Source organism: Afipia felis ATCC 53690 (assembly GCF_000314735.2).
GTDB classification, from domain to species: Bacteria; Pseudomonadota; Alphaproteobacteria; order Rhizobiales; family Xanthobacteraceae; genus Afipia; species Afipia felis.
This window is the reverse complement of record NZ_KB375270.1, coordinates 1973136-1990599: the sequence shown is the minus strand read 5'-3', so window position 1 is coordinate 1990599 and position 17464 is coordinate 1973136. Positions and strand designations below refer to the sequence as shown.

Genomic DNA, 17464 nt, shown 5'->3' with positions numbered 1-17464 from the left:
CCATGAGCCTATCGAGCCCCTTCATCAGGCGTCCGGTGGCGACCACGCTGCTGACGTTCGGGCTCGCCGCCATTGGCATGGTCGCATTCTTTCATCTGCCGGTCGCGCCGCTGCCGGAAGTGGATTTCCCCACGATCTCGGTGCAGGCGACCTTGCCGGGAGGCAGCCCCGAGGACGTCGCCACCACGGTCGCAAGCCCTCTCGAACGTCATCTCGGCCAGATCGCGGACGTCACCGAGATGACGTCGTCCAGTACCGTCGGCTCGACGCGCATCACGTTGCAGTTCGGGCTTAACCGCGACATTAACGGCGCGGCGCGCGATGTTCAGGCTGCGATCAATGCTGCGCGCGCGGATCTGCCGTCCAGCCTCCGAACGAACCCGACCTATCGCAAGGTCAACCCTGCCGATGCGCCGATCATGGTTCTCACCTTGACATCGGACACGTTGACGCGTGGCGATCTCTACGATGCGGCGTCCACGGTGCTTGCACAGAAGCTGTCGCAGGTGGAGGGGATCGGAGAGGTGACGGTCGGCGGCAGTTCGCTGCCGGCGGTGCGGGTCGAATTGATTCCGCAGGCTTTGAACAAATACGGTATTGGTCTGGAAGATGTTCGGGCCGCGCTGTCCAGCGCCAACGCCCACAGTCCGAAGGGAGCAATCGACGTTGGTAACGACCGCTATCAGATCTATGCCAACGATCAGGCGATCAAGGCGGACCAATACAGATCGCTGATTATCGCTTATCGTAACGGCGCAGCCGTGCGGCTCTCGGATGTCGCGGAAGTGGTCGATTCCGTGGAGAACCTGCGTAACGCGGGCCTCGCCAACGGCAAGCCGGCCGTGCTGATCGTGCTCTACAGGCAACCCGGTGGCAACATCATCGGCATCGTCGACCGCGTGAAGGCGACGATGCCACAACTGCATGCGTCGATTTCGCCCGCGATCGATCTGAACATCGCCGTGGATCGTTCGACCACGATCCGGTCTTCATTGCGGGAAGTCGAGTTTTCGCTGTTTATCGCGATCTGTCTTGTCGTCCTGGTGGTGTTCGCGTTCCTGCGCAATGGGCGCGCCACGCTGGTTCCGGTTGTCGCGGTGTCGGTGTCGCTGATCGCGACCTTCGCCGTCATGTACCTGATGGGCTACAGCCTCGACAATCTCTCGCTGATGGCGTTGACGGTCGCCACCGGATTCGTTGTGGACGATGCCATCGTCGTTCTCGAAAATATTACGCGGCACATTGAAGCCGGCATGTCGCCGAAGGAGGCGGCCCTGCTCGGGGCGAAGGAAGTTGGTTTCACTGTCCTGTCGATGAGCGTGTCGTTGATCGCCGTTTTCATCCCCATCTTGCTCATGGGGGGCATCGTAGGACGCCTGTTCCGCGAGTTTGCAATGACGATCTCGATCGCAATCGTGATCTCCCTGATGATTTCGCTCGCCACAACACCCATGATGTGCTCGATCTTGCTGCGGCAAGACCACGGTGAGCGCCGCGGCTGGCTTTATCTCAAGAGTGAGCGTTTCTTCGAGCTTCTGCTGAATGGCTATCGCCGGACGTTGAATGTCGCGCTCCGGCATCCTCGCACTGTGATGCTCGTTCTGCTCGCCGTTCTTGGTCTCAATTTCTATCTCTATGCCATCATCCCGAAAGGGTTTTTTCCGCAGCAGGATACGGGGCGGCTGATCGGCATCATCCAGACTGACCAGAGCGTTTCGTTCCAGTTGATGCAGCAGAAGCTCACGCAATTCGTGTCGATCATCAAGAAGGATGCAGCAGTCGATACGGCGGTCGGCTTTACCGGGGGCGGGCAGACCAATTCCGGTTTCATGTTTGTTGCGTTGAAGCCGCTCGACGAGCGCAAGGCTTCCGCCGATCAGGTCATTGGCCGGTTACGGCGCGAGCTCGCGGTGGTTCCAGGTGCAACCCTTTATCTGCAGGCCGTGCAGGATATTCGCGCAGGCGGCCGCGCCAGCAATGCGCAGTATCAATACACTCTGGAGGGGGCCACTCTCGAGGAGCTGAATGAGTGGACACCGAAGATTACCGCAGCGCTGCAGAAAGATCCGACGCTCGTTGACGTCAACAGCGATCAGCAGAACAAGGGGCTGGAATCGAATCTGGTCATCGATAGGGATGCGGCGGCGCGCCTTGGAATCACTGTCAGCCAGATCGATAATACGCTTTACGATGCGTTCGGTCAGCGGCAGGTCTCGACGATCTATGTGGCGCGCAACCAGTATCACGTCATCATGGAAGTGGCGCCACGCTACTGGCAAAACCCACAAACCCTGAAAGATGTTTATATCAGCACGTCGGGCGGCCAGGTGGGTGGATCGCAGGCAACCAATTCGGTCGCAGGAACAGTGGTTGCACCGGGGGTGTCCACATCCGCCAGTGCGGTGGCGTCGGACGCGGCGCGCAATCTCGCGACAAACTCCATTGGTGCAACGGGCAAAGGAGCGTCATCCACGGGGTCTGCAGTCAGCACGTCCCAGGAAACGATGATTCCGCTTTCGGCAGTCGCACAATTCACGCAGGGTACGACACCACTGGCGGTCAATCATCAGGGGCTTCTTGTCGCCAACACCATCTCGTTTAATCTCCCGCCGAACGTCTCGTTGAGCACGGCGGTGTCCAAGATCGAAGCGACGATGAATCGGATCGGTGTCCCGGCCACGATCAAGGGCACCTTCCAGGGGACAGCCAAAGTATTCCAGGAGTCGCTAAGCAATCAGCCATTTCTTATTCTGGCCGCGCTGGTCACGATCTATATCGTGCTGGGTGTTCTCTATGAGAGCTACGCCCATCCATTGACCATTCTGTCGACGTTGCCGTCCGCCGGTGTTGGTGCGTTGCTCGCGCTGATGGCGTTCAACACCGAATTCAGCATCATGTCGCTGATTGGCGTAATTCTTCTGATCGGTATCGTGAAGAAGAACGCGATCATGATGATCGATTTCGCGCTCGACGCGGAAAGATCCCGCAATCTTTCGTCGCGTGATGCAATTTACGAAGCTTGCCTGCTGCGTTTCAGGCCCATCATGATGACAACCATGGCCGCAATGCTTGGCGCTGTGCCGCTTGCGATTGGGTTCGGCGAAGGCAGCGAACTACGCCGTCCGCTCGGTATTGCCATCGTCGGCGGCCTGATCCTCAGCCAGATGCTGACGCTTTATACGACCCCCGTGATCTATCTCTATATCGATCGGATCCGGCTCTGGTTTCATCGCCGCAGTGGTGATTCGTCCGCGCCGCTTGCCCCGCTCCAGTCTGGGGAATGAAGGATAGCCGCGCCGCCGGCGCGCTCACACTCGGCGCGGTACTCAGCCTTCCTCGAAAGACACATGATGAAAACTGCGTGACTCTCCCTTGTGGTGTGCGGGAAGCTGGGGCAGCATTTGGACCTCAGCTTTATTGGGGTTTTCATGCCTGGTGCCGAACTGAAGTCGTCTGCCGCGCGGACACATCGCGACACGCGCAGGGCTTTTGGCGTCGCCGTTTTGCTGCTGGTCCCCGGCCTCACCGGTTGTATCCTCAACACTGAGCGGCCGGACCCGAACCTTCCGATTCCAGCCAAGTATCTTGAAGCGGCCCGTGGACCTGCCGATGCGGCCGTCCCTGCGCTGGATTGGTGGCGCGGGTTCAAGTCCAACGAGTTGACCGGCCTGATCGAGACTGCCCAGACCGTCAATCTGGATATTGCAGTTGCAGTTGCGCAGATCATTCAGGCCGATGCGCAAGTGGGCGTTGCGGGTGCCCCGTTGTTGCCGTCGATCTCCGGAACGGCGACGGCGGAGCGCGTGCGTCAGCCAGCGTCGTCGATCGGTGGGGTCTCATCAGGACCGACGCAGTTTTCCCAATACAATGTTGGGCTGACCGCGAGCTACATGATCGACTTCTGGGGCAAAAACCGAGCGACCCTTTTCGCGGCCGAGGAGAACGCTACGGTTGCACGATATAATCGCGACGTTGTCGGCCTTACGACGGTGGTGACGGTTGCCAACACCTATTTCCAGATTCTGGCCGCGCAGGATCGTCTGCGCGTCGCGCGCAACAACCTCGCGGCAGCAAACCGTATTCTCGGGCTCATCAAGCAACAATTCGCGGGTGGCACGGCATCGCAACTCGAAGTGTCGCAGCAGGAAGCTCTGGTTGCGACGGTGCGAGCGTCCATTCCTCCATTGGAAGTGACACGGCAGCAGAACATCGCCGCGCTGGCTGTACTGGTAGCCCGTGCTCCTGCCGATTTTAAGGTCCGCGGCGGCGGCCTGCTGCAGATTGCCGTGCCGCGTGTGACCCCCGGCCTGCCTTCGGAGTTGCTGTACCAAAGGCCGGACATCCGCCAGGCCGAGGCGCAACTGGCATCTTCGAACTTCAGCGTCGAGGCCGCTCGTGCCGCGTTTTTCCCGCAAATTCAACTCACGGGCCAGACGGGCTTCCAAAGCATGGCTCTCGCAGCATTGTTCGGGCCCGGTGCATGGTATTACACCCTTGCGGCAAGCCTGACCCAGCCGATTTTCGATGGCTTTCTGTTGCAGAGTCAGCTCCAGCAGGCGAGGGGTGTGCAGTTGCAGTATCTGCAGGCCTATCGCAAGGCGGTGCTTTCAGCATTCGCCGACGTCGAGAAAGCGCTCGTCGCCCTGCAGCAGACGATACGGCAGGAACGGCTTCAGATGGACGTCGTGGCTGCCTCGCGCCAGGCGTTTGATGTTTCTGAAACACAGTTGCGTGGCGGGACTGTCAACCTGATCACTGTGCTGCAGACGGAGCAGACCCTTTTCACGGCCGAAGATACATTGGCACAGGTGCGGCTGACCAAATTCATGGCTGCAAGCAGCCTGTTTCAGGCGCTTGGAGGCGGGTGGAATCCGGAGAGCACCGTTGCAGTCAATCAGAGATGCTTGACGCAGGGAACGAACGACGGCAGCTGTCAATCCGGTCGGCGGTAGTTATAGTTGCAGCTGAAGTTGTGATGTAATTCTAACTGCATAAAGTTCGTAGTTTTATTCTAAATGGCGCAACAGTCTCAAGAGTTTAGCGGATCTCCTACGCCTTTCGCGCAGCTTTTCTCCAACAAGCAGCTGGCTCTTCTTACTGTCTGCTTGTCGCTATCAACTGGATGAGGAGCAATTTCCAAGCCCACGCACACCGACTGCCGTCGCCTTGGCGCGACAGCTAGCGTCCCGGTCCCGTCCACACCGTCTTGATGTTAGTAAATTCACGGATGCCAACTGAGCCGAGCTCGCGGCCATAACCGGATCGTTTGATCCCTCCGAAGGGCAGGCGTGGATCAGAGGCAACCATGCCGTTGATGAAGACGGCGCCAGCATCGATCTGCCGTGCATAAATGGCGGCTTTGGCAAGGTCCTGCGACCAAAGCGTTGCGCCCAACCCAAACTCGGTATCATTCGCTAGCATGATCGCGTCTTCCGCGGACTTGACGCGGGTGATTGCCGCAACCGGACCGAAGGTTTCCTCCCGGAATGCGGTCATGTCCTTCGTCACATGATCCAGAACCGTTGGCTTATAGGCAAAACCCGCTTCTTCGAAGGCCTCACCTCCCGTGAGAAGTTTTGCCCCTGCCGCAACCGTGCGCTGGACCTGTGCGTGCAATGTGTCGCGCAGATCTGCGCGCGCCAGAGGGCCAATGTCGGTATCCGACGACATCGGATCTCCAATCTTGAGTTTGACGACATTCGCCAGAAAGGCCTCGGTGAAGGCGTCTGCGATGCGATCCTCTACGATGAACCGCTTGGAGTTGACGCAGCTCTGACCCGCGTTGATGAAGCGCGCGGGCACCGCCATGCGTGCCGCGGCCTCGATATCGGCGTCGGCCAGTACGATGAAGGGGTCCGAACCACCAAGTTCAAGAACCTGCTTCTTCAGCGCTCTTCCAGCTTGAGACGCTACGATGGCGCCAACCTGGGTGGAGCCGGTCAGGGTAACAGCTGCAATGCGCCGGTCATTAATCAGCTTCTCGACCCTTGAGTTTTCAATAAACAGTGTCTGATGCAATCCCTTCGGCGCGCCGGCCTTGGCCACGATCTCGGCGATTGCCTGGGCACATAGCGGGACATTGTTGGCATGCTTGAGGACCGCGGCATTGCCGGCCATGAACGCCGGAGCGGCGAAGCGGAAATACTGCCAGAACGGATAATTCCACGGCATGATCGCGAGGACCACGCCCAGGGGATCGAATACGACGCGGCTGTCGGCTGCGTTGGTCTCGACTGGTTTGTCCGCCAGGAACCTTTCACCATTCTGCGCATAGAAATCGCAATTGAGGGCGCATTTTTCGACCTCCGACAGGGCTTCCTTGATTGGCTTGCCCATCTCGGCCGAGATTAGCTTTGCATATTCATTTTTCCCCTGGCGCAACACACCGGCAATGGTGGTGAGCAGCTTCGCGCGCTCGGCCATCGTGCTTCTGCGCCATGAGCGCTGCGCATTCTCCGTCTCAGACAAAGCCGCATCGATATGCGCGTCGTCATGCGGCTCGAACCGTGCGATCTCTTCGCGGGTGTAGGGATTTACGGATACAATCATGGTTCAAGCCTCGAGAATAAAATGGCGGAGATGAGGTAACGCCCCATCTCCGCTTTCATGTTGGCTGGATAACTAGTGGTGGGAATACAGCGTTTTACCGGCAACGGGCATTTCGACCTTGAGGATCGTGCCTGTATCGGCCTCGGTGATGAACAACGTCTTGTTGTCTTTTCCGCCATACGCGACATTGGTGAGATGGTGCCCGACGCGACCGGTGATGAGGTGCGTTGGCATACCGTCAGAGTCGAACCGCCACACGCCGACACCGAGCTGGCAAACAATCACGGCATCTTCTTCGTCCAGAGCCATGCCATCCGGGCCGCCATGGCCACCTGAGAGTTGGAGATAGGTGCCAACCTTCGACATGGTCCCGTCAGTCATGATCGGGCAACGCCAGACTGCGTTCTGCCGGGTGACCGAGAGGAATAGACGGTTTTCCTTCATGTTCAATGCAAGCCCATTGGGGCTCGGGATGTTGCTCAGCAACAGATCGAGCTTGCCGTTCGCATCCAGGCGATACACACGGCCGGTGGGATCGTGGATGCCGGTTTGCCCCTGATCAGTGAAATAGCAGGCGCCGTTGGCATCGAAGACGAGATCGTTCAGTCCCTTCCATGCTTCGCTGTTGCGTGTTGCAAGCAGCGGCTCGACAACGCCTCGCTTTTCGTCGAGCAAGATCAACCCCCGCTTGTAGTCGCAAATGAAGATGCGACCGTCCTTGTGAATCTTCAGCCCGTTCGGCCAGCCGTCATACTGGCAGACGAGATCGCAATTCCCGTTGGGGGCGAGCTTGAAAATGCGTCCATATGGAATGTCGACAAAATAGAGATTGCCATCGCGGTCGAACGAGGGGCCCTCGAGAAAGCTGTCCACCTCGGCATTGGCGCGATTGGGATCGGACCACTCCGTGCGCGCCTTCTTTCTCCATTTGTCCGGCAACTGATAATGGATTTCGGCAACAAGGCGCTCGACGGGATTCAGCATGATCATGTAAGGGCTCCTGAAGATAAATATCGCGCCGTCGTCTTCGACGGATGATATGACAGACCTATTCCTGATCGGAGATTGATGTTAAATACAATTTCGGCATGGCTGGTCATGCTGAAACTGAGGTGGTCTGGAGTGGATTTCCGCGCTCTCCATTATTTTGTCGGTATCGCAGAAATCGGCAGCATCACCCGCGCGGCGCAGCATCTGAACGTCGCGCAACCCGCGCTAAGCCGGCATGTTCGTCAACTGGAGGAAGAACTCGGAGCCCAGCTGTTCATTCGGGAAAGCCGGGGCATCCGAATGACGGATCAGGGACGCGAACTCTACGAGCATGCCAAATCGATTCTTCGCAATGTGCAACGCGCCAAGGATGATGTGCGAGGGTCCGCGGGAAATCCCGGTGGCAACACGACTCTTGGTGTTGTCCCTACAATTTGCCCGCTCATTGCACCGAAGCTCGTCTCAAGCCTCCAATCCGATTACCCGCGGATCAATCTGAAGATCGACGAAGGCTACAGCCAGCCACTGATCGACTGGCTCGACGCTGGCCGTCTCGATCTTGCGCTGGTGACTGAGCCTCCTCCAACCCGACGGCTCTTCATCGAGCATCTGGTGAGCGAAGAGATGGTGTTCGCGACTGCGCGGGGCAGCAGACCAAAAGGGGCTATCCCCATCGCCGAGCTGGCGAAGACGCCGCTCATTTTATCGCACGGAATTCGCACGATCCTTGATAATCTTCTGGGACACAAAGGTCCGCTCGTCACCGCTTTGCTTGAACTCAATTCCATTGAGACGATACGCCTGATGGTGCGGCAGGGTATTGGCACCACGGTGCTGCCGAGATCGATTCTCCACGATGAAGCTAAGACCGGTCAGATCAGTCTGCACTCCATCGGACCGAGCGGTCTTTTCCGGCGGCTTGCAATTGCATACTCAAGAACGCGGCGACTTTCGAACGCGTCGGAGATCGTCAAGGGACTGTTGATGAATATCGTCGCCACCCAGGACAAGCAGCGGATGTTTAGAGCGCCGTCCAAGGTCAAATAGATCCGGAAACGGAGTATCGGCGTAATACGGTCTCATCGATGTCGATGCCGAGACCCGGCCCGTGTGGCACGGTCACCAGACCATTTTCGATCGCCATCGGATTTTTGACCGGATCACACTCCAGATAAATGTGCGTGAGGCTGATTCCCCACTCGAAACTCTCGATGGCCGCAGCGGCGTGCGCTGCAGCCGCTGACGCAAGGCTGGTTTCGGCGACTTTGGCGGCGATATTGATTGACAGGCCGAGCTCACTGGCTCGCTTGGCGCAAGCCATGCTCTCGATAAGTCCGCCGATCTTTATCAGCTTGAGTGAAATGCCAGCCGCTGCGTCGCACGCAGAATATTTTTCGATATCGTGTCGTGAGTGAATACTCTCGTCCACTCCAATCGGAGTGATATTCATCTGATTGAGTTTTGCGAGATCCGTGATCGCAGTGTCGGGGAGTGGTTGCTCCAGATAGATCAACTGCGCGGCCGCCGTTTCGTGGATGAGAGACTTGGCTGCCTGATATGAAAGGCCGCCATTCGCGTCGGCACAGAGCTTTTTGGATTTGCCGATAGCTTCGCGCACGCCAAGTATCGCGGCGATGTCACCTTCAAGAGATTTAGTGCCGACCTTCAGCTTGAAGAAGCGATAGCCGTGGTCGCTTTGTTCTTTGGCCTCTCTGATGTCGTCCTCGGGTTTCGTATGGCCAAGCATCCACATCGGCTCCAGGAACGTGCGATACCGGCCACCGAGCAACTCGCCGATGCTGATATCGTAGGATCTGCCCAGTAGATCGAGGACGGACATCTCGACCGCCGATTTGGCGCTGGAATTTCCATAAACCGCACTGTGAATTTGCGCGATCAACGACGCCCGGAATCGCAAGTCGCAATCCTTGATCTGCTCCCAGATCATTTTCGCTGCGGCGATCATCCCGCCGAGCGTCTCGCCGGTCATCGTCGGCGCCGATGCTGCCTCTCCCCAGCCGACCGTCCCATCGTCGCTTTCAACGCGAACGAACAGGTTTTCCGCGAAGGCGACGGTGGTGCCGGACATTTTCATCGGCCGCTTCAGGGGAATGGCGACCGGGAAAAAGTCCATGCGCTTCAGCCGAATGGGCATATCGGGTTCGCGTTCTCGTTGGGTCACCGCATCGCTCCTGTCTTACGACATGCTCATAATGCTCCTTGAGTGACCTTTGAAATGCCGAAGCTGTATGCCCGGCCAGAAGGAATAGGCATGACGGTCGGGGCCGATTGTCATGCTGAAATGATATGGGAAATGATCGTGAATTAATATTTGTATGATTGCTCCATCAGTGGTCGTTTCCTCTACCTAACCATAGAATGACTTGAGCGAGGCTGGTTCTGCCGGCCGCGCCGAAAGGATCGTTGATGACCGTCACTTCCGAAAAGGGCGCGCTGCAAGCCGCAATTTTGAGGCCCGATGAACTGCCGAGCGTGGACCGTGGTGGGGGCAATCGCACCATTCCGCTGGTGACGCGCTCGACTGGGTCGGATCAGATGCTCACCGGGATGACCATGATTGGGCCCGGCTCGGCGATCCCGTGGCATTTTCATAATTGCGAGGAAACTGTTCTCGTGCTCGAGGGTGAAGGATTTGCTGAGATCGGTGAGGATGTGCACCCCGTTCGGGCGAGGGATGTTTCCTGGATTCCAAGAAACATGCCGCATCGCTTTCGCAATGCAGCGAAAGACAAGCCCCTGAAGATTTTCTGGGTGTACGCATCCGTCGACGCAACACGAACGATGGTGGAGACCAGCGAGACGCACCCTGTCTCTGCCGAGCACGCCAGAAAATCAACCTGACGCATAAGCTGCCATCGCTGCTCGCGATGATTTTTACGAAAAGCGCGGAAAGCGCAAAAACATGCCGGAAGCCGTACACGGCTTCCCATTTTAAGAAACGATATAACCAATCAGGGGAAACAACTATGCAGGGATTTTTGGGGCGTTTGTTTGCGACGAAACGTATCGCTGTACCGTTATCGAAGCCAGCGACAGTGCTTAAATGCGCGTTGTTGGGAGCGCTCGCCTTTGTGCCGCTTTCGACCCAAGCTGCATTCGCCGATAAATATCCCGAGAAGCCGATCAAGATCGTCGTGCCGTTCCCCGCAGGTGGACCGACCGACGTTGCGGCTCGATTGATCGCGCAAGCTCTGTCTACCCGCATAGGCGGAACCGTCGTGGTGGAGAATGTCGGCGGCGCGGGTGGTCGTATCGGTGCGAAAGCCGTGGCGCATGCTGCTCCGGACGGTTACACGCTGTTGCTGGGTGGAACGAACGTGAATGCCCTCGTGGGCGCGCTTTACAAGAATCCCGGATTTGATCCGATCAAGTCCTTTGCGCCTGTCGCGACCATCTGCACGGACTCGATGGCAATGGTCATCACGCCACGCCTGCCGGCTAAAACGTTCCCTGAGTTCGTAGACTACGCACGGAAAAATCCGGGAAAGCTGCAGTTCGGAGCTCCTCCTGGAATCTACACCCATATTGTCGGCGAATTCGTCAAGATCAAAACCGGAACGGACCTTCTCTTCATTCCGTATAAGGGCGGCTCTCCGGCAATCAGCGACGCACTTGGCGGCCATATCGAAGTTGTCTTCAATAACAAGTCGACGCTGCTAAATCTCATCAAGGATGACCAGTTGAGGGCACTTGCCGTGACCAGTGCAGCACGCTGGCCGGAGTTGCCGGAAATACCGACGCTAAAGGAGCTCGGACTTGAAGGTTTCCCGACGGAAATCTTGTTCGGACTTCTGGCGCCGGCCGGAACGCCTGCAGAAATCGTCGAGAAGCTTAATCACGCAGTGAATGACGGACTTAAGTCTGATGAGGTCCGGGCCAGCGTGGCAAAGCTGGGAATGGAAGTGAAGAGCGGCTCGGTCAAGGACTTCGATGACGCGCTGGGAGAACAGGTTACGGCCTGGACAAATATCGTCAACACTGCCGGTATCAAAGTCGAATAGTGTCACTTGGGGGTCGTCATAACCAGTCGCTCTGGAAACGGCACCCACGAAGTAGAAATCCAGCCGAAGCGGTGCTTGGTGCCGCTTCGGTTCGAACGTGGAAACTGTTCGCAGGGCATGCGTGTTCGTTGCGAATCGTCAACGTATCGACGGGGCTGTTACAAATAACAACGGGCTAAATGCCCTCTGAGGCTGGGGAGAACATTAATGATTGAAGCGCCAGGCCGCGCCGCCGACCCGTCCGCGTCTGCGCGCCGTATCAAGGGGCCGCAGGATTTCTACGGTGGCCTCGTCCTGATGGGCATTGCGCTGTTCGCTCTGTGGGCGTCAAGCAATTTGCCGGGCATGCGAGGATTTGCGTTCGGCCCCGGCACGGCGCCGCGCTTATTCGCCGTGCTCCTTTTGCTGATGGGGGCCGGCATTGTGGTCACCGGCCTTTTTGTCAAGGGCGAACCGCTTCAGCGCTTCGGACTGCGCGGGCTGTTCTTTGTTACCGTTGCGATCCTGTCGTTTGCAGTCACGATCCGGCCGTTGGGTCTTGTAGTCTCGTCGATGTTGAGCTTCGTCATGGCGTCGTACGGCACACCCGAAATGAAGTGGAAGGAAACGCTTATCGTTGGAAGTCTGCTGACACTTGGCTGCAGCCTTCTCTTCCCATATGCGCTCGGGCTGCCGCTCGATCTGTATCCCAACATTCTGCGGTGAGGCTCCGATGAGTGAAGTTATCGCACACCTCGCACTGGGGTTCGGTGTCGCATTTTCTGCAACTAACCTTATGCTTTGTCTGGTTGGTGCGTTGGTCGGCACCTTGGTCGGTGTACTGCCCGGCGTAGGCACGATCGCCACGGTGGCGATGCTGCTGCCGATCACGTTCGGATTGCCGCCGGTCGGCGCGCTGATCATGCTGGCTGGCATTTACTACGGCGCCCAGTATGGCGGATCGACCACCTCGATCCTGGTCAACATTCCGGGCGAGGCGGGCTCGGTCGTCACCGCGCTGGACGGCTTCCAGATGGCGAAGCAGGGCAGGGCCGGCCCGGCTCTCGCCATCGCTGCTATCGGTTCGTTCTTTGCTGGCTGTGTCGCCACTGTCCTGATTGCCTTGCTGGGCATGCCGCTCACCAAGCTCGCGCTTGTGTTCGGGCCTGCGGAATATTTTTCGCTGATGATGCTCGGCCTCGTGTTCGCCGTAGTGCTTGCGAAGGGCTCGCTGCTCAAGGCGCTGGCGATGATCGTCCTTGGCGTTCTCCTGTCGATGGTCGGCGCAGATATCGAAACCGGCGCATCGCGCATGGCATTCGACATTCCTGAACTGGCTGACGGTCTTGGCTTTGCGACGGTCGCCATGGGCGTGTTCGGTTTTGCTGAGATCATCCGCAACCTCGACCATGGCGCATCGATGGATCGTGAGCTGGTGCAGCAGAAAATCTCCGGATTGATGCCGACCAAGAAAGACCTCAAGGAGGCAAGCCCGGCTATCCTGCGCGGCACGATACTGGGGTCCATCCTCGGCATTCTGCCGGGCGGCGGTGCGGTGATCGCTTCGTTCGCGGCCTATACTTTCGAGAAGAAAATTTCGAAAAAGCCTCAGATGTTCGGGCGCGGTTCAATCGTCGGCGTGGCAGCACCTGAAAGCGCCAACAATGCCGCAGCGCAGACTTCGTTCATTCCGCTGCTGACGCTGGGCATTCCGCCGAATGCCGTGATGGCGTTGATGGTCGGTGCGATGACTATTCACGGCATCGTGCCGGGCCCGCAGGTGATGCAGAAGCAGCCGGACCTCGTCTGGGGCATGATCGCATCGATGTGGATCGGCAATCTGATGCTGCTCATTATCAACCTCCCAATGGTCGGAATCTGGGTGCGCCTGCTGCGGGTGCCGTATCGGCTACTCTTCCCCTCGATCGTGATCTTCTGTGCGATCGGAATTTATTCGGTCAACAATGCTCCGATGGACGTTGTGCTGGCTGGCGTGTTTGGTCTTGTCGGCTACTGGCTGGTGAAGCATGACTTTGAGCCGGCACCGCTCCTGCTTGGCATGGTGCTCGGTCCGTTGATGGAAGAAAACCTGCGTCGCGCACTGCTGATCTCACGTGGTGACTGGTCGGTGTTTGTCACGCGGCCGCTGTCGGCAGTGTTGATGGGGCTTGCCGTGGTCTTGCTGGGGCTGGCGTTGCTGCCAGTGTTGAGCAGGAAGCGTGATGAAGTGTTCGTCGAGTCGGAAAGCTGAGAACGTGCGACTCTTTTCATGCTGCTGTGAGAATTGATCCGGGGCGGGTTGCTTCAACTCGCTGGCTGCTCTCACGTGGTGGGTGCCGATCGTCGCATCGTGCCCCGAATTGTCATTCACGCCGCACCGGAAAGTTGATCGGAGCGGCGTGAATGTGGTGAACCATCACTACTTCAGAAAGTCGTTGGTATAGTAGTCCGAGAGGTTCTTTCTCGCGCTGCTGCTTTCCGTGCTTTCGAGCAGCTTAAGGGCGTCCTCGATAGACTGTGTGCGGGTCCAACCGAGCGGTCGGTCGGTGGCCGCCGGAATTGATTTGGACGTTTCCTCAATCTGCGTCTGAACGATTGCATCGCTCGGAGCTGAGGGCCATGCTGCTTTTAGAGCCGAAGTGGCTGCAGTGGGGTCTTTTCTGGTCGCTTCGATTGCGGCCGACGTTGCTTTGAGAAACCGCTTCAACGCATCGCCACGCTGCGTAATTTTACTATTGCTTGTCACCACGGCCAATCCGGGAACAGCCAGGCCATACTGAACTTGGTCCAACACGACGAGTTTCGCGTTCGCCTTGGTTTCAATAATGGGCAGATCATTCGTCCTGTAAGCAGCAATCGCGTCGATCCGGTTGCCCAGGAATTGAGCGACGCGTGCCTGAATATCGATCTGAATCTTTTTGATCTTCGAGCAGTCGATATTGTTCTTTTCGCAGAAGATGCCGAGATAGGTCGTGCCTAGTTCTCCGACCGGAGCCGCAATAGTTTTGCCTTCGAGATCCTTCGGCACATTAATTGGGTTATTCGCGTGCGAGAGAATGACGCTGGGAGCCGCGGGCTGATACAGCGCTACGATCTTGATCGGCATGCCCTTTTGAATTGCCGAAATTGCAAAGATTGCAGGTAGGACAACAACGTCTTCCTGGCCCTGAATGAGTGCACCCAACGCGGCAGGGGAGCCGGCGCCCTCTCCGAATTTTACATCAAGGCCTGCGTCGGCATACAGCCCCTTCGCCTGACCCAGAAGCAGGAAGCCATACTCGCCCTTGAATTTATAGCTGAATCGAACGTTGAACGCCTCCGCGGCAAAGCCCGGGACGATAGTTGCGGCAGTCAAAAGGAACCCGATAACCGCTGTCGCAATCCAGCAACGAAATTTCATCATGACCTGCACTCCCAAATGATGATCTCATTAAGTGATCACATTTTTGCTATGTCAAGCTCGCCTGTTGCCTCACTTTCGAGCACGGCTTGACGTCGTAAAATTTGATCATATAGTGTGATCACATATGACGAGAGGATTGCCGTGCCGTCGATTAAAACGATTGAGACCTTCCTTGTTCAATTGCCGCCGCGTCGCGAGCACAAATGGACCGGGCTGACCGAGGTGATCGGCCGTTACGTCGTCGTCAAAGTGACCGATAGCGACGGTCGCGTGGGATGGGGCGAGGCTCCGGCTCTGAAGGATTGGGGTGGGGAGTTCGGTCGATACTTTGGTGAATCTGCCGCGATCGTGAAGCTGGTTATCGAGAACTATCTCGCGCCAGTGGTGATCGGCATTGAATTGGGCAACTTCGTTGATCTTCATGCCCGGATGGATGCGATCATCAAGGGCTATCCCTATTCAAAGGCTGCCCTTGAGTTCGCGATCTATGACGTCACCGCGCGCTGGCTGGGTGTTCCAGTTCATGTGCTTCTCGGCGGAAAACGAAGCGAGACCATCCCGGTCGCACATTCGATCGGATTGATTTCGATCGAGGAGGCGCAATCCGAAGTGCGCACGATCGTCGGCGAGGGCGTCAAGACCATCAAGGTGAAGATCGGTCAGGACCCCGAGCGGGACATCGCCATGGTCGGCGCCGTCCGGGCCGCTGCGGGTGATTCAATCGATATTTGTGTCGATGCCAACGAGGGATATGCGACGCCAGCCCTTGCGGTTCAGACGTATCGTCGCATTGAGCCTTTCCGGATCAAGTATTTCGAGCAGCCTGTGATGGGCATCGAGCGGATTGCGGATGTAGGCCGCCGAATCGATGCGCCGGTCATGGCCGATGAATCGGCCTGGAATGCGCACGATGCGATCCAGATCATCGCAACGGGTGGCGTCGGAATCATCTCGATCTACACCACGAAGTCAGGCGGCCTTTACAAGGCGATGGAGCTTGGCGCCGTGTGCCGGGCTGCCGGTATCGTATGCAACGTCAACGGATCAATCGAAACCGGCATCGGCAATCTGGCCAATGTGCAACTTGCCGCGGCGTGCCCTGCCGTGTCGCTTCCTTGCGTGATCCCTGTTTCCACACCGCAGGAAGCTCAGAAAGGCCAGATCGGCGGCATCTACTACAAGGATGACTTGCTGGTTGAGCCGATGCAGTTCGTCGACGGTGCGATCGTTGTGCCGCCCGGTGTCGGTATGGGTATCGATGTCGATTTGAAGAAGGTCGAGAAGTATCAGGTCAAGGCATAACAGATGAACATGGCAAGTGATGTCGGCGGACTGAGGTTGGAAATTGTTGAGCGCCAGGTTCAGGCTCTAAAGTCGAGGGGCCTGGATGCTCTCGTCTGCTGCTCGCCGGAGAATTTTGCTTATACGGCCGGCTTTGTCGTTCCGTCGCAGCCGCTCATTCGTCACCGGCACGCAATGACTATCGTGACCGCGGATGGCGAGGTTGCCGTCTTCGGCGTCGATATGGAAGCCTCGACCATCGGCCGTCGATTGCCTGACGCCCGTACCAAGATATGGGCTGAGTTTTCGGACGATCCGATGCTGGTTCTGGCGGATCTGTTTCGTGAGATGGGGCTGGAGCAGGCATCCATCGCGATCGAGCTGGACTATCTGCCGGCGGGAGACTTCGAGCGCCTCAAGTCGGCCATGCCGAAGTCGCGGTTTGTCGACAGCGCTCCGCTCCTCGCTCGGTTGCGCCAGATCAAGACGCCGAGTGAAATCGCGCTTCTGCGTCGCCTGTCACGAATTGCGGATCAGGCCATTACCGATGCATTGGCGGTGGTCGACGAAGGGCATTCGGAGATGGACATCGCAGGTCATTTGACTCGCAACGTCTATTCGCTTGGCGCAGAGCACTTCAAGCTCATGATCGTTGCAACGGGCGAGAGAAGCGTTCTGCCGAACGTCGGCCCTTCGGATCGAATCCTGAAGGCTGGTGACGTATGCCGCGTGGAGATCTTCTCTGTCATCGGAGGATACCAGGCCGGCGTTTGCCGAACGGCTATCGTGAAGCGCGCTCCTTCCAAGGCAGAGGAAATCTGGTCGCATCTTGTCGAATGCAAATACGAGATCATGGAGAAGGTGAAGCCAGGCGCCAGTTGCCGGGAGATTTACGATGCCTTTATCGCCAAGCTGAAGGCGATCAATCTTCCCCCGATTTCGTTCGTGGGGCATGGAATCGGATTGCATCTGCATGAAGACCCTTATCTGGGGCTGACGCCGATGTTGGGGCATCCCGGACAGGATGCTGAGATCGAAGAAAATATGGTGCTTGGCTTCGAGCCGCTTTGTTACAACACCGGCCATGGCTTCGGCATGCAGAACAAAGACATGTTGCTGGTGACGTCATCGGGCTCCCAGTTGCTTTCGGACTATGCAGATACTGATCGGCTTATTGTCTGCGGCAGTGGAATATCGTGATCGTCTAATGACCAGATCTGCCGCTGGCGTCGCGCAACAG

The 17464-nt window shown here is 57.5% G+C and carries 13 protein-coding genes; 9 read left to right on the top strand and 4 right to left on the bottom strand.

Going from position 1 to position 17464, the window contains the following annotated elements:
* Positions 1 to 2: 2 nt before the first annotated feature.
* A complete protein-coding gene (locus tag HMPREF9697_RS09420) occupies positions 3 to 3284 on the top strand; it encodes an efflux RND transporter permease subunit (RefSeq protein ID WP_002716970.1) in 3282 nt (1093 codons plus the stop codon).
* A 144-nt stretch (positions 3285 to 3428) separates the two neighbouring features.
* Positions 3429 to 4952, top strand: a complete 1524-nt coding sequence (locus tag HMPREF9697_RS09415) for an efflux transporter outer membrane subunit (RefSeq protein ID WP_002716969.1) — start codon at positions 3429 to 3431, stop codon at positions 4950 to 4952.
* 226 nt (positions 4953 to 5178) lie between these two features.
* Here HMPREF9697_RS09415 and HMPREF9697_RS09410 read toward each other — a convergent pair whose 3' ends face one another.
* Together HMPREF9697_RS09410 and HMPREF9697_RS09405 are read right to left on the bottom strand one after the other, a co-directional pair.
* Entirely contained in the window at positions 5179 to 6549 is a 1371-nt protein-coding gene (locus tag HMPREF9697_RS09410) for an NAD-dependent succinate-semialdehyde dehydrogenase (RefSeq protein ID WP_002716968.1), read from the bottom strand.
* A gap of 72 nt (positions 6550 to 6621) precedes the next feature.
* Positions 6622 to 7539: an SMP-30/gluconolactonase/LRE family protein gene (locus HMPREF9697_RS09405; RefSeq protein WP_002716967.1), complete on the bottom strand. Its 918-nt coding sequence runs from the start codon at positions 7537 to 7539 to the stop codon at positions 6622 to 6624.
* A gap of 78 nt (positions 7540 to 7617) precedes the next feature.
* On the opposite strand from HMPREF9697_RS09405, the gene HMPREF9697_RS09400 reads away from it, so the two are divergent.
* Positions 7618 to 8586, top strand: coding sequence for a LysR family transcriptional regulator (locus tag HMPREF9697_RS09400; protein ID WP_002716966.1), 969 nt, complete (start codon positions 7618 to 7620; stop codon positions 8584 to 8586).
* Here HMPREF9697_RS09400 and HMPREF9697_RS09395 read toward each other — a convergent pair.
* Complete coding sequence (locus HMPREF9697_RS09395; RefSeq protein ID WP_283804949.1) at positions 8579 to 9673, bottom strand: mandelate racemase/muconate lactonizing enzyme family protein; 1095 nt, start codon at positions 9671 to 9673, stop codon at positions 8579 to 8581. The genes HMPREF9697_RS09400 and HMPREF9697_RS09395 overlap by 8 nt on opposite strands.
* Before the next feature lie 293 nt (positions 9674 to 9966).
* On the opposite strand from HMPREF9697_RS09395, the gene HMPREF9697_RS09390 reads away from it, so the two are divergent.
* The 4 genes from HMPREF9697_RS09390 to HMPREF9697_RS09375 all read left to right on the top strand — a co-directional run bounded on the left by HMPREF9697_RS09390 (position 9967) and on the right by HMPREF9697_RS09375 (position 13791).
* Entirely contained in the window at positions 9967 to 10401 is a 435-nt protein-coding gene (locus HMPREF9697_RS09390; RefSeq protein ID WP_002716964.1) for a cupin domain-containing protein, read from the top strand.
* A 125-nt stretch (positions 10402 to 10526) separates the two neighbouring features.
* Positions 10527 to 11561 carry a Bug family tripartite tricarboxylate transporter substrate binding protein gene (locus HMPREF9697_RS09385; protein WP_002716963.1) on the top strand — a complete coding sequence of 345 codons (1035 nt, stop codon included), beginning with the start codon at positions 10527 to 10529 and terminating at the stop codon, positions 11559 to 11561.
* Positions 11562 to 11768: 207 nt separating this feature from the next.
* A complete protein-coding gene (locus HMPREF9697_RS09380; protein WP_002716962.1) occupies positions 11769 to 12266 on the top strand; it encodes a tripartite tricarboxylate transporter TctB family protein in 498 nt (165 codons plus the stop codon).
* 7 nt (positions 12267 to 12273) lie between these two features.
* Positions 12274 to 13791 carry a tripartite tricarboxylate transporter permease gene (locus tag HMPREF9697_RS09375; RefSeq protein ID WP_002716961.1) on the top strand — a complete coding sequence of 506 codons (1518 nt, stop codon included), beginning with the start codon at positions 12274 to 12276 and terminating at the stop codon, positions 13789 to 13791.
* Positions 13792 to 13959: 168 nt separating this feature from the next.
* Here HMPREF9697_RS09375 and HMPREF9697_RS09370 read toward each other — a convergent pair whose 3' ends face one another.
* Entirely contained in the window at positions 13960 to 14943 is a 984-nt protein-coding gene (locus tag HMPREF9697_RS09370) for an ABC transporter substrate-binding protein (protein ID WP_002716960.1), read from the bottom strand.
* A gap of 141 nt (positions 14944 to 15084) precedes the next feature.
* On the opposite strand from HMPREF9697_RS09370, the gene HMPREF9697_RS09365 reads away from it, so the two are divergent.
* Positions 15085 to 16245: a mandelate racemase/muconate lactonizing enzyme family protein gene (locus HMPREF9697_RS09365; RefSeq protein WP_002716959.1), complete on the top strand. Its 1161-nt coding sequence runs from the start codon at positions 15085 to 15087 to the stop codon at positions 16243 to 16245.
* Between the two features lie 3 nt (positions 16246 to 16248).
* A complete protein-coding gene (locus HMPREF9697_RS09360) occupies positions 16249 to 17424 on the top strand; it encodes a M24 family metallopeptidase (protein WP_002716958.1) in 1176 nt (391 codons plus the stop codon).
* The last annotated feature ends 40 nt before the right edge of the window (positions 17425 to 17464 follow it).

Bases quoted from the DNA above. Each gene is read 5' to 3' on its own strand.
- HMPREF9697_RS09420 (WP_002716970.1), top strand. From the start codon at position 3: ATGAGCCTATCGAGCCCCTTCATCAGGCGTCCGGTGGCGACCACGCTG.
- HMPREF9697_RS09415 (WP_002716969.1), top strand. From the start codon at position 3,429: ATGCCTGGTGCCGAACTGAAGTCGTCTGCCGCGCGGACACATCGCGAC.
- HMPREF9697_RS09410 (WP_002716968.1), bottom strand. From the start codon at position 6,549: ATGATTGTATCCGTAAATCCCTACACCCGCGAAGAGATCGCACGGTTC.
- HMPREF9697_RS09405 (WP_002716967.1), bottom strand. From the start codon at position 7,539: ATGATCATGCTGAATCCCGTCGAGCGCCTTGTTGCCGAAATCCATTAT.
- HMPREF9697_RS09400 (WP_002716966.1), top strand. From the start codon at position 7,618: ATGTTAAATACAATTTCGGCATGGCTGGTCATGCTGAAACTGAGGTGG.
- HMPREF9697_RS09395 (WP_283804949.1), bottom strand. From the start codon at position 9,673: ATGGACTTTTTCCCGGTCGCCATTCCCCTGAAGCGGCCGATGAAAATG.
- HMPREF9697_RS09390 (WP_002716964.1), top strand. From the start codon at position 9,967: ATGACCGTCACTTCCGAAAAGGGCGCGCTGCAAGCCGCAATTTTGAGG.
- HMPREF9697_RS09385 (WP_002716963.1), top strand. From the start codon at position 10,527: ATGCAGGGATTTTTGGGGCGTTTGTTTGCGACGAAACGTATCGCTGTA.
- HMPREF9697_RS09380 (WP_002716962.1), top strand. From the start codon at position 11,769: ATGATTGAAGCGCCAGGCCGCGCCGCCGACCCGTCCGCGTCTGCGCGC.
- HMPREF9697_RS09375 (WP_002716961.1), top strand. From the start codon at position 12,274: ATGAGTGAAGTTATCGCACACCTCGCACTGGGGTTCGGTGTCGCATTT.
- HMPREF9697_RS09370 (WP_002716960.1), bottom strand. From the start codon at position 14,943: ATGATGAAATTTCGTTGCTGGATTGCGACAGCGGTTATCGGGTTCCTT.
- HMPREF9697_RS09360 (WP_002716958.1), top strand. From the start codon at position 16,249: ATGAACATGGCAAGTGATGTCGGCGGACTGAGGTTGGAAATTGTTGAG.